This window comes from Pseudoalteromonas sp. T1lg65 (assembly GCF_051930985.1).
GTDB lineage: Bacteria > Pseudomonadota > Gammaproteobacteria > Enterobacterales > Alteromonadaceae > Pseudoalteromonas.
On sequence record NZ_CP196837.1, the window covers coordinates 2076916 to 2088982 of the forward strand.

The 12067-nt window shown below is 43.0% G+C and carries 10 protein-coding genes; 8 read left to right on the plus strand and 2 right to left on the minus strand.

The genetic code is table 11. The features are described 5' to 3' along the window. Positions 1 to 87: 87 nt before the first annotated feature. Complete coding sequence (gene rimO / locus ACSLBF_RS09080; protein ID WP_440053100.1) at positions 88 to 1497, minus strand: 30S ribosomal protein S12 methylthiotransferase RimO; 1410 nt, start codon at positions 1495 to 1497, stop codon at positions 88 to 90. Between the two features lie 85 nt (positions 1498 to 1582). Beyond that, on the minus strand, positions 1583 to 2788 hold the full coding sequence (msrA, locus tag ACSLBF_RS09085; protein WP_440056210.1) for a peptide-methionine (S)-S-oxide reductase MsrA: 1206 nt from the start codon (positions 2786 to 2788) through the stop codon (positions 1583 to 1585). Between the two features lie 288 nt (positions 2789 to 3076). Between msrA and ACSLBF_RS09090 the strand changes: the two genes are divergently transcribed. From ACSLBF_RS09090 to asnB, 8 genes are all read left to right on the plus strand, one after another. Beyond that, positions 3077 to 4393, plus strand: a complete 1317-nt coding sequence (locus tag ACSLBF_RS09090) for an MFS transporter (RefSeq protein WP_440053101.1) — start codon at positions 3077 to 3079, stop codon at positions 4391 to 4393. A 91-nt stretch (positions 4394 to 4484) separates the two neighbouring features. Continuing rightward, entirely contained in the window at positions 4485 to 5999 is a 1515-nt protein-coding gene (locus tag ACSLBF_RS09095; RefSeq protein ID WP_440053102.1) for a leucyl aminopeptidase, read from the plus strand. A 158-nt stretch (positions 6000 to 6157) separates the two neighbouring features. Continuing rightward, complete coding sequence (gene pxpB, locus ACSLBF_RS09100; protein ID WP_440053103.1) at positions 6158 to 6808, plus strand: 5-oxoprolinase subunit PxpB; 651 nt, start codon at positions 6158 to 6160, stop codon at positions 6806 to 6808. Then, positions 6802 to 7737, plus strand: a complete 936-nt coding sequence (locus tag ACSLBF_RS09105; protein ID WP_440053104.1) for a biotin-dependent carboxyltransferase family protein — start codon at positions 6802 to 6804, stop codon at positions 7735 to 7737. The genes pxpB and ACSLBF_RS09105 overlap by 7 nt, the downstream gene beginning before the upstream one ends. Next, the gene (locus tag ACSLBF_RS09110) at positions 7734 to 8489 is read left to right on the plus strand and encodes a DUF969 domain-containing protein (protein ID WP_440053105.1); all 756 of its coding nucleotides are present in this window, start codon (positions 7734 to 7736) and stop codon (positions 8487 to 8489) included. Before ACSLBF_RS09105 ends, ACSLBF_RS09110 begins: the two co-directional genes overlap by 4 nt. Then, complete coding sequence (locus tag ACSLBF_RS09115) at positions 8486 to 9511, plus strand: DUF979 domain-containing protein (protein ID WP_440053106.1); 1026 nt, start codon at positions 8486 to 8488, stop codon at positions 9509 to 9511. Before ACSLBF_RS09110 ends, ACSLBF_RS09115 begins: the two co-directional genes overlap by 4 nt. Further along, positions 9504 to 10166 carry a pyroglutamyl-peptidase I gene (pcp, locus tag ACSLBF_RS09120; RefSeq protein WP_440053107.1) on the plus strand — a complete coding sequence of 221 codons (663 nt, stop codon included), beginning with the start codon at positions 9504 to 9506 and terminating at the stop codon, positions 10164 to 10166. The genes ACSLBF_RS09115 and pcp overlap by 8 nt, the downstream gene beginning before the upstream one ends. Positions 10167 to 10396: 230 nt before the next feature. After that, complete coding sequence (gene asnB, locus ACSLBF_RS09125; protein ID WP_440053108.1) at positions 10397 to 12067, plus strand: asparagine synthase B; 1671 nt, start codon at positions 10397 to 10399, stop codon at positions 12065 to 12067.

A 12067-nucleotide genomic window follows, 5' to 3' on the forward strand; every position in this document is an offset into this window, starting at 1 on the left:
CTACTTGGATGCGAAAAAATGTGTCAAAAAATAAAAAAGGCCAGCATCTGCTGACCTTTTATACATCTATTTTTTAGTTAATTTTGATCACTGACCAATAACGGAACCCCAAAGGTCATATTCATCTGAATGTTCAATGGCGACTTTAACAATATCACCAGGTTTAACATTACTTTCGCCATTTAAGTAGACCAAACCATCAATTTCTGGTGCATCTGCGTAAGTTCTACCTATCGCGCCCTCTTCGTCTACTTCGTCAATTAACACGTCCATCGTTGTCCCTATACGAAGAGCCAAACGCGCTTTACTGATTGCTTGTTGTTTTAGCATAAAGCGTTCAAAACGGTCCTGCTTTACGTCTTCTGGTACTTGTTCTTCTATTTCGTTGGCCTTAGCCCCTTCAACTGGTGAGTATTTAAAACAACCCACTCTGTCTAGCTGCGCTTCTTCCAACCAATCTAATAAAATTTGGAAGTCTTCTTCTGTTTCACCGGGAAAGCCAACGATAAAGGTGGAACGGATGACAAGCTCTGGACATAGTTCGCGCCATTTCTTAATCCTATCTAGCGTGCGCTCAGCTTGACCCGGTCGCTTCATCAATTTTAACACGCGTGGACTGGCATGTTGAAACGGAATATCTAAGTATGGCAGTAACTTGCCTTCAGCCATTAATGGAATGACTGCATCTACATGAGGATACGGATAGACATAATGCAAACGCACCCAAATGCCGAGTTGGTTTAATGCCTGACACAAATTAAGCATGTCTGTTTTGACAGGCATTCCGTTCCAAAAACCTGTACGTTGTTTGACGTCAACGCCATAAGCACTGGTGTCTTGACTGATCACGAGTAATTCTTTTACCCCAGCTTGCTTCAACCTCTCGGCTTCTGATAGCACATCGCCTACAGGTCTTGAAACTAAATCTCCGCGCATCGAAGGAATAATACAAAAGGTACAACGGTGATTACAGCCCTCTGAGATTTTGAGGTAAGCATAATGCTTGGGTGTTAATTTCACACCTTGATCAGGGATTAAGCTGGTAAATGGATTCGCTTTGGGCTTACTGGTAAATTGATGAACGTGTTCCATTACGTTTTCATATGAATGCGGACCCGTGATTCCAAGCACGCCTGGGTGCACTTCTCTAATTTCATCCTCGCGCGCGCCCAAACAACCTGTCACGATCACTTTTCCGTTTTCCTTGAGCGCTTCGCCAATGGTATCCAGTGATTCTTGTACCGCTGAGTCAATAAAGCCACAGGTATTTACAATGACTACATCTGAATCATGATAACTGTTAACGACTTCATATCCTTCAGTTCTAAGTTGAGTCAAAATACGTTCTGAATCAACCAGATTTTTTGGACAACCCAAAGAGACAAACCCAACTTTTGAACCTGCATCAGCACTTTTTTCAAGTGTTGCTGCATCAAGTTGCTTTTTTGCCGTTTCTAACGTTGTGGTTTGTTTAGGATTAAACTGCTCTACCGACATTTACTTGCTCACATCATAAGACGAATGTGCGGATTATACCTTAAGGTTCGGTGTCAGCTCCACCACAATCCTTTTGCGTCAAATATTAGCGAGGTCGAAACTCTAACACCTGCGCATTTATACAATATCGGTCACTGCCGTTAGGGCCTTCTTTGGCGAACACATGGCCTAAATGAATGCCACTGCTTTTGGAACGAATTTCGGTTCGTTTCATGCCGTAACTGAGATCCTCATGATAAGTTACGCTGCCATCGACAGGCTTTTTAAATGATAACCAACCAGTCCCGGAGTTAAATCGGTCTTGAGTATCAAATAAGGCAACACCGCTGAGTTTATCGACAAACGTGCCTTCTGGGGTGTTTTTGAAAATGTCATATTGCTTACAAAACGGCCTTTCTGTCCCTTTTTGAAACGCTATATTATAGGCCTCCGATTTACCAAGCTTAAACGCCCCTAATACCTCATAAAAACGCTCTCGGTCCATAAAACCTTGGAAACCAGCAACCTCTTTACCATCGTTAATCAGTAAGATTGTCGGTGTAGCCCAGGTAGCGGTTTTGATATTGAGTAATTGCAGCTGATCGGCATAGCGATAGTGTAGCGAAATATCGCCTTGATAATCATTTAGAACCGTGGTTTTCAGCTTTTCACAGTAAGGGCAATAAGACCTAGAATCAATAACAACAATATGTTTGCCGTTCAATAAGGGGGTGTTATCCACCAATTGTGTTTGCTTTTGTGGTTCAAAGGTCACACCCGTACTGTGATCTGGACAATAGCCATTTGGATTTTTCACTAGATAATTTTGGTGATATTCCTCAGCGGGGAAAAAGGCCTGCAACGGCTTAATTTGTGTTTGAATTTCTCCAAATCCTGCTTGTGTTAGCCGTTCTTGGTATCCTGCTTTGAGCTTTTCAGCCGTATCGCGTTGCGCATCATCGTCAAACAGAATAATTGAACGATATTGCGTGCCGATGTCATTACCTTGCCGATTCTTTTGTGTCGGATCGTGACTCTCGAAATAATGCTTAAGTAACGTCGCGGTGCTAATGATATTGGCGTTGTAGGTAACCTTAACTACCTCAGCATAATTGTTTTCATCAAAACGACGCGACTTTTTGATTATTTCTCGATAACTTGGGGTAAATCCAGCACCATCGGCATAACCTGATTCTGCATTTAATACTCCGGGTAAATTCTCGTAACGTTTTTCCGGTCCCCAAAAGCACCCAGACCCCAACACAATTGATTTAATATGAACGCTCGCCTGCTCAAGCGTCGGCTTTGGCATTTCATTGGCAAAGGGTTTTAGTATGGTAAATCCACCTACCACGGTAAGAAATACTATTATTAAAAGTGTTGTTACTTTCATTATTTCTCCTACGTATATCGCAGCATTCAATACGCCTTTAGATACATATTTGGTTTACCCACATTGACCGCTTACACTAAAGATTATGTGTGATTAACGCGTTAGCCTAAAAATATCGGCACACTATTGCTCTCTAAAATTGACCGAGCGATTATCACTTTAATTTCAAAGTTTATTTGGTTTGTACATAACTACTGCAGGATAATAATGAGCAAAATAAGCGAAGATATATATTCAAAGCTTACCAATGATGATTCAGCTCGAAGCTGTGATGCAATTAGCGACAAAGCTTGTAGAGAAGTTCCTAGTAATTATTTGCTGATTCTATTTAGCCAGTTGATGAATCGATTAGGCGACACTTTTCTTAACCCAAAAATTACTTTACCTTGGTTGCTGCAATCAGTTGGAGCTCCAGCTTATTTGATTGCTGCATTAGTGCCGATCCGTGAATCAGGTTCAATGTTACCTCAGCTTTTCATCGGACTATGGGTACGTCAACAACCCGTACGTAAATACCTATGGAGCTTCGGAGCTTTAGTTCAAGCTGGCTGCGTTATGGTAATAGCGATGATTGCATTTCAAGCTCAAAACTCGGAAATCACCAGCAGTTTATTCGCTTGGCTCATCATTATAATGTTGCTCATATTTAGCCTTGCCCGAAGTTTAAGTTCTGTCGCAGCTAAAGACGTACTAGGAAAGACTATTCCGAAACACAAGCGAGGCCACCTTAATGGTCAAGCGAGTATGTTAAGCGGCCTGATAACTATGTCTATTGGTGTAGGTCTTGTGCTTTACGACAGTATCTACAGCCATTTTGGCTTCACTTTAATATTATGTTTTGCCGCTGTTTTTTGGATTATTGGAGCTGTAGCATTTGTTCAAATCATCGAATATAAGGGCGCAACAGAGGGCGGTAAGAACGGTCGATTGCAGGTTGCCAAAGACATTGTCCTATTAAAACATCACCCTAAACTCCTTCGTTTTATTCTTGTTCGCTCTCTTTTGTTAAGTTCAGCGCTCATTCCTCCCTACTTCACTGTGCTTGCGCAACAAAACGTTAGTGAAGCACCTTGGATGTTTGCAACTTTACTCGCCACTTCAGGGTTAGCTGGAGTCACCAGTGGACACTTTTGGGGGAAATTGGCAGACAATTCTAGTAAAAAAGTGATGTATTATGGCGGTACTCTCACGATAATTGTGACTTTATTTATGTTGATTGCCCTGCATTTCGGCCAGTCTTTTTTAAAGCAAATGTGGTGCATTCCGTTGGCCTATTTCTTTATTACAATTGCCCATCAGGGTATTCGTATTGGCAGAAAAACTTATGTTGTCGACATGGCGGATGATAACCTACGTACGTCATATGTAACCATTAGCAATACGATTATTGGCATGGTTTTGTTGCTAACAAGTGGCCTAGGTTTCATCGCATCAATCTTCTCGATTACCGCACTGTTATGGTTGTATCTAATATTAACGTTGCTCGGTATCGCCTTGCTTAGTAAGCTTCCGGATGTAACTTGACGCCGAATCTTGGCGGTTTAACGACAAACCTTCACTTAGGTACAAAAATTTCAGTAGAATCGCGCCAATTTTTATTTACCAAGGGTCATTTATGTCGTTGACTACACGCCTATCTATAGTCGCATTGGCAATTGCCGGAAGCACTGCTGCTAATGCAGCCACTATTTCTTTTTCTAATAAACTACAAGACGCGAATACATTAGTGGTATTCCAAGCCGCTGAGCAAAATGCTGAGTTAGGCTTTTTAGACAAAGATACTCGTAAACAGCTTTCACGTGCTATTAAGTCACAAGACTTTGCGGGAGAATACGGCAGTACATTAGAGCTATTAGCGCCAATTGATAGTGATTATGAGCGCATTTTGTTGGTAGGCTTGGGCGACACCAATGTGTTAGGTGCAAGTGAAATGGCTAAGCTGGGTGGTAATATTCACGCTCATTTGGAAACCAAAAAAGCAGCGGATGTCGCTCTGGCGTTCGATGGCATCAAAGGCCTACTACCTAATTCTGAACTTGCGGCGCAATTTGCTCACGGTGCAAACCTGCGAGATTACACTTTTGAAGTGTATAAAAAAGAACCTAACACGTTTAATATCAGTTATCACTTTGACGTTGAAAACGATCAGCAAGCTAAAGAGCAATATCAGCAGCTGGCTTATATTCAGCAGGGCGTATTTTTAGCACGAGATCTTACTTCTGAGGTTGCCTCAGAAATGACTCCCGTTGACTTCGCAAATGCTGCAAAACAGCTAGAACAATACGGTGTCGAAGTAACGATATTGGAACCTGGTCAAATAAAAGCGCTGGGTATGGGTGCATTAGAGGGCGTAGGTCGTGGCAGTGAGCACGGTTCACGCTTGGTCGTTGCTCACTATAAGGGGAGTAATGACACCCCTATCGCTTTGGTGGGCAAAGGGATCACCTTTGATTCAGGTGGCTACAGCATCAAGAAAGGTCCTTCAATTGCACGTATGAAGTCTGACATGGCAGGTGCAGCTGCAGTACTTGGTACAGTCAAAGCTATGGCTGTTGCCAAAGCTGAGGTGAATGTAGTCGCAGTAATGGGTATGGCGGCAAATATGGTGTCGCAATATTCAATCGCACCTGGCGACGTTTTGCGTACAGCTGAAGGTCTAAGTGTTGAAGTGGTAAACACCGATGCCGAAGGACGTTTGGTGTTGTCTGATGCAATGTGGTACGCACGTAAGCACTTTAAGCCAGAAATTATGGTGGATGTTGCTACACTTACAGGTTCAAAAATTGGTGCTGTAGGTAATGAGTACTCTGCTATCTTCTCTGATGATGACTATCTGATAAAAGAGTTCACCGCTGCGGGTAAAAACGTTAATGAAAATGTCTGGCGCTTACCATTGGGCTACAAAGAGCAATTAGCTTCAGATATAGCCGATTTACAGAACCTCGGTAAAAGTGGCCCTGGAGCAACGACCGCTGCGACCTTTTTACAACATTTTGCCGGAGATACACGCTGGGTTCATTTAGATATCGCAGGTAACGCGCTGTCCTTAGAACCTAAGAACGAAGTACCAGCAGGTGGTACGGGATATGGTGTGCGCTTATTAAGTGAGTGGATTTTAAGCTCAAAATAAATCCTCAAAGACGTTATCGATACGTCTATTTCGATATCAATTAAAAGCCATGTCCAGCACATGGCTTTTTGTTTTCGTCAACTTAGATTGATGTCATTGGTATAATTCTTACTCTATGTTATAACTTCACTATCTGCTTCAAAAACAACGATAAAACCATGACGTCCGAGATTAAGTGTTACTTGCTGGGGGAACGAGCCTTAGTAATTGACTGTGTGGCATTGACGGATAGTGTTCATAGTAAAATATTCGCGCTGCGACAGTGGCTGCTACAAACAGAAGCCTTTATAGACATTGTTCCCGCGAAGTCTAGTCTGACAGCTTACCTCAAACATACGCATGAAGCACAGCACTGGCAGAAATCCATCGCCACGCAATGGGATGAATTATCTAGCTACACTTTTACACCTCAACGACACCACATTGACGTAAATTATGGTGGCGAGTACGGACCTGATCTGTTGACTTTAGCCACTGAAATGCAACTCCCCCCTGAACATATCGTAGAACTTCACAGCAAAGCAATTTACCGTGTAGAATTTATCGGATTTTTACCTGGATTTGCTTATTTGACGGGCCTTACTGAGCAACTTCAGGTACCTAGAAAGCAAACACCCAGACCGCAAGTTCCCAAGGGTAGCGTCGCTATCGCAGACAGTTACAGTGCAATTTACCCCAGTATTTCGCCTGGTGGTTGGCATCTAATTGGCAACACATCAACGCCACTTTTCAACGTTCATTCCGACCCTATCAGTTTGCTACAACCCGGTGATGAAGTCGTGTTCCGTGCGAAGGAGAAGTTATGCTAACCATAGTCAAACCAGGACCGTTATGCACCGTGCAAGATATGGGACGACACAGCTTAAGACATCTAGGAGTGAGTCAAACTGGAGCCGTTGATGCTGTCGCTATGAAGATTGCTAATAGATTGTTGGAAAACCCTGACAATTCTGCGGTGCTTGAGATCACGCTCGGTATGTTCGAATGTATCTTCGAGTCCGCGACCAACTTTGCCATCTCTGGTGCAGATTTGTCAGCTTTTTTAGACAACATCCCCCTCTACCCTGGTTGGCGTTATTTTGCCAAAGCTGGACAACGGTTAGTAATGAAGAGCCCGCGTTTAGGACTAAGATGTTATATCGCAGTCGAAGGTGGCTTTACTAATATCGAAAGCTGCTTGGGCTCCAAGTCAACGGATATTATGGCTGGTTTTGGCGGATTAGACGGTAAGCCTTTGCGTTCAGGAGAGCAACTGACGTTTGCTAGCAAAACCAAAAAGCCATCCATTGGTGCATTACAACCAGCTTATCATGCTCATTTAAGATGTTTACCAGGTCCACACCTAAACTTTGATGCGAGTGTGCAAGTGGAGCAAGAATTACAGAAGTCTGTTTGGACTGCTAGTCCACAAAGCAATCGAATGGGATTGCGGCTGGCACCACATCATAAATTCACGCACCAATTCAGTATCGCCACCCAAGCAGTTCATCCCGGTGTTATACAGCTCCCACCAAATGGTGGTCCGATCATACTTATGAACGATTGCCAAACCACGGGAGGCTATCCCATAATCGCTACAGTCATTGAAGCTGATTTACATCATCTTGCACAAATCAAGGCTGGCGATCAAATCACATTCGAGATGACTTCCATTGATGCTGCCAATGCAGCAAATAGAAAACTAACCGCACATTTGGAACAACTTCAAATTGCCATAAAAAATAAAAGAACAACATGAATGAACTGAATTTACTACCCTTAATCGGTATTGCCGTGATAGTGGTTGGATTTGCGCTCAGGTATAACCCGTTATTGGTAGTTACTACAGCTGGGCTTTTAACAGGATGGGCGGTCGGTCTAGACTTTTTAACTTTAATAGAAACTTTTGGCGAAAAGTTTTTTAATTCTCGGCAACTTGCCAGTTTTTTGCTGATTTTACCTGTTATCGCTATTTTGGAGCGGTATGGATTACAGCAACACGCTAAGGCATGGGTAGCGAGTATCAAAGGTGCAACCACCGCGCGGATACTCAGCCTGTATTTTATTATAAGAGAATGCTCTGCGGCGCTTGGACTGATCAATTTAGCAGGTCAACCGCAGACAGTCAGGCCGCTACTTGCTCCCATGGCACTTGGCGCCGCCACTAATGTACACGGAGAACTCCCCAAACACGTTAAAGATTTAATCAGTGCACATGCCGCAGCCTGCGATAATGTCGCTGTGTTCTTTGGTGAAGATATTTTTATCGCTTTCGGTGCTGTGCTGTTAATGGATGCATTTCTCAAAGAAAACGGCATTGTTGGTATAGAACCGTTACATATTGGATTATGGGCGATTCCGACAGCAATCGCAGCATTAATTGTTCACCTATTTCGATTGGCTAGATTGGAAGCCAAGATTCAAAAGTTGATTGATAAACACCATCGTGAGAATTTAGGGATAAATAAGCATAATCTACCAACTGCTCACATGAGAGAGGAAGCACAATGAGTACTGCTAATACTTCATCTCCCGAGCCCCAAGTGAACGCATTATTGTCGATTAACAACGTCTACCTATTGATTGGTTTGGTGGTTTTCATCATAGTTGTACGTACCTTACAAGATCAGAACCATCCGAAGAGACTAACCACTGCGTTATTTTGGTCTCTCTTCGGCAGTGTCTTTTTATTTGGAGATTTATCGATTTCACTCGTCGGTGAAAGCTGGACCTACCGATGGATTGGAGTTTCAGTCGTTTTATTGGCAATACTTGCCGGTGCCGGCCGCGTTGCGATGGGTAGTTACGACTGCCCTAGCGAAGAGCAAAAAGACGCGGATGCGAAACGCTTTGGTAATTCCCTTTTTATTCCTGCGGTGATGATCCCCGTTGTGACTGTCGTGTGTACGTTGTTATTAAAAGACGTAGCTATTGCTGATTGGTATCTTTTTGACCAATCACACGTTACGCTGTCGGCACTGACTTTAGCCTGTATGGTCGCACTCTTAGTTAGCTGGAAACTAACCAAAGGCAGTCCCAAAAGAGCCATCAGTGACTCTAGAAGGCTTGTCGACTCAATTGGCTGGGCCGCAATACTGCCACAAATGTTAGCTATGCTTGGTGGCGTATTTATCGTGGCGAACACTGGCACCGCTATTCAAGACTTAATCACTTTGTTTATCTCGCCAGATGATAAATTTATGCTGGTAGTGTTGTACTGTGTTGGTATGGCGCTATTTACTATGGTGATGGGAAACGCTTTTGCTGCATTTCCGGTAATGACAGCCGGAATTGCGCTGCCCTTTCTTATTGAAGGGCATGGAGCCAGCCCTGCACCTCTAGTGGCTATCGGTATGTATTCTGGTTACTGCGGTACCTTGATGACGCCAATGGCGGCAAATTTTAATATTGTTCCAGCAGCACTGTTGGATTTAAAAGACAAATATCAAGTAGTGAAAGTTCAGGTTCCGACAGCATTAACTCTGCTCGGTATCAATATTATTTTAATGTATGGGGTGATTTTTAATGGCTAAACATAGCAAACCTTGTGTATTGCTCACAGGTTTTACACCATTTGATGGTGAAGCAGTTAACCCTTCTTGGCTAGCCGCACAAGCGTTAGATGGACAAACAATTGAAGGTCACGTGGTTCACGCAAAAGAGCTCCCTTGCGAGTTCAACCACAGTCTCAATACACTGTATAAAACCATCGATAAATATGCGCCTACGGTGGTAATTTGTTTAGGTCAAGCTGGGGGACGTTCAGACATTTCGTTGGAACGCGTTGCAATAAATATCAATGATGCTCGCATTCCTGATAATAAAGGTTTTCAACCAATAGATACCCCTGTAATTGCCGGTGGTGATGATGCTTATTTTGCCACCTTACCGATTAAAGCTATGCTGCAAAAACTCCATCAGGCTCATATTCCAGCTTCGGTTTCTAACACGGCTGGGACTTATGTCTGTAACCATGTGATGTATGGTCTACTTCATTATATAAAGTCACACGAACTAAATTGCCGCGGTGGATTCGTGCATATTCCTTTTTCTCCGTTGCAAGCCGTAAATCATAGCGGTGCCGCAAGTATGTCATTGGCAAGCGTTATTGAAGCGATTAAAGTCATGATCACCTGTGCGGTAACCGAACAACACGATATAAAACTCTCCGCGGGTACAACACACTAGATGATGAAGGTTCTGGTACGCTTGTACCAGAACCTATCACAAAAAATTCACACCTTATTGATTTATTCATGTGACTTATCAATGCAATTTTGGTAGTAATATCATTCGCCTTTAGAAATTAAGGCTGAATTGGTAACGAGGATTAATGCTGTAAGCTCGTTTGTTTAGAACGTTTAAACTGAGACGAGTAACTACAAAACAGCATTGCAATGAATAGGAATGAGGTAAATATGTGTTCAATTTTTGGCGTACTAGAGATCAAATCTGATCCGCAATTATTACGCGAACAAGCAATCGAAATGTCGAAACGACTTCGACACCGCGGTCCAGACTGGTCTGGCGTATATTCAAGTGAAAAAGCGATTTTAGTCCATGAACGCCTTGCTATTGTTGGTGTTTCCAGTGGCGCTCAACCACTCTACAACCCAGAAAAAACAAATATTCTGGCAGTTAACGGTGAAATTTATAATCACAAAGACTTGGCAAAGAATCTAACCGTTCCCTTTGAGTTTCAGACCGAATCAGATTGTGAAGTTATTTTGGCGCTCTACAAACAAAAAGGTCCTGAGTTTTTAGACGATCTTAATGGCATATTTGCTTTTTGCTTGTACGACGAAGCACAAGATGCCTATCTTATCGGTCGTGACCACATCGGAATTATTCCGCTGTACACTGGACGTGATCAATTTGGTAACTTATATGTCGCCAGTGAAATGAAAGCGCTTACCCCAATTTGTACTCAAATCGAGGAATTCCCGCCAGGTCACTACTGGTATTCAAAAGAAGGTGGTCCGAGACAGTACTATCAAAGAGAATGGCAAGATTACGACCAAGTAAAAAACAATGACGCTAGCGCCATTGAAGTTAAAGAAGCACTGGAAGCAGCCGTTAAACGCCAGTTAATGTGTGATGTTCCCTATGGGGTTTTGTTATCTGGCGGCTTAGATTCATCAGTGATTTCTGCAATTACTCAACAGTTTGCCGCAAAGCGTGTTGAAGATAATGATGCGAGTGATGCATGGTGGCCAAAACTTCATTCATTTTCAATTGGACTTGAAGGTTCACCTGATTTAGCTGCAGCGCAAAAAGTTGCAGACGAAATTGGTACCGTACATCACCCTATTCACTTTACCGTTCAACAAGGTATTGATGCCCTTAAAGAAGTGATCTATCACCTCGAAACCTATGATGTTACCACGGTTAGAGCGTCAACACCGATGTATCTTATGGCTCGTTACATCAAAGCTATGGGAATTAAAATGGTGCTATCTGGTGAAGGCGCTGATGAGCTTTTTGGCGGGTACCTGTATTTCCATAAAGCCCCCAATGCCAAAGAGTTTCACGATGAGCTAAACCGAAAAGTATCCAAGTTACATATGTTCGACTGCTTAAGAGCAAACAAGTCTATGGCAGCTTGGGGGGTAGAAGCGCGCGTGCCGTTTTTGGACAAAGAATTTGTTGATGTTGCCATGCGCACTAACCCAGATTATAAAATGTGTAAAGATGGCCGTATCGAAAAACATATTGTCCGTGAAGCGTTTGATGGTTATCTGCCTGACGAAGTGCTATGGCGTCAAAAAGAGCAATTCTCTGACGGCGTTGGCTACAGCTGGATAGACACATTAAAAGAACACGTAGCACAGCAGGTAAGCGATTCCGATTTAGAAAATGCGCAGTACCGCTTTCCAATTAATACGCCTGATAGTAAAGAAGCATATTATTATCGTAGTATTTTTGAATCTCATTTCCCGGGTGAAGCTGCTGCTAAATGCGTTCCGCACGGTAAATCAGTTGCATGTTCGACACCTGAAGCCCTTGCTTGGGATGAATCATTTGCTAACAATGCCGACCCATCGGGGCGTGCTGCAAGTACGCATAACGACGCTTACAAGCAGAAATAA

Bases quoted from the DNA above. Each gene is read 5' to 3' on its own strand.
- rimO (WP_440053100.1), bottom strand. From the start codon at position 1,497: ATGTCGGTAGAGCAGTTTAATCCTAAACAAACCACAACGTTAGAAACG.
- msrA (WP_440056210.1), bottom strand. From the start codon at position 2,788: ATGCCAAAGCCGACGCTTGAGCAGGCGAGCGTTCATATTAAATCAATT.
- ACSLBF_RS09090 (WP_440053101.1), top strand. From the start codon at position 3,077: ATGAGCAAAATAAGCGAAGATATATATTCAAAGCTTACCAATGATGAT.
- ACSLBF_RS09095 (WP_440053102.1), top strand. From the start codon at position 4,485: ATGTCGTTGACTACACGCCTATCTATAGTCGCATTGGCAATTGCCGGA.
- pxpB (WP_440053103.1), top strand. From the start codon at position 6,158: ATGACGTCCGAGATTAAGTGTTACTTGCTGGGGGAACGAGCCTTAGTA.
- ACSLBF_RS09105 (WP_440053104.1), top strand. From the start codon at position 6,802: ATGCTAACCATAGTCAAACCAGGACCGTTATGCACCGTGCAAGATATG.
- ACSLBF_RS09110 (WP_440053105.1), top strand. From the start codon at position 7,734: ATGAATGAACTGAATTTACTACCCTTAATCGGTATTGCCGTGATAGTG.
- ACSLBF_RS09115 (WP_440053106.1), top strand. From the start codon at position 8,486: ATGAGTACTGCTAATACTTCATCTCCCGAGCCCCAAGTGAACGCATTA.
- pcp (WP_440053107.1), top strand. From the start codon at position 9,504: ATGGCTAAACATAGCAAACCTTGTGTATTGCTCACAGGTTTTACACCA.
- asnB (WP_440053108.1), top strand. From the start codon at position 10,397: ATGTGTTCAATTTTTGGCGTACTAGAGATCAAATCTGATCCGCAATTA.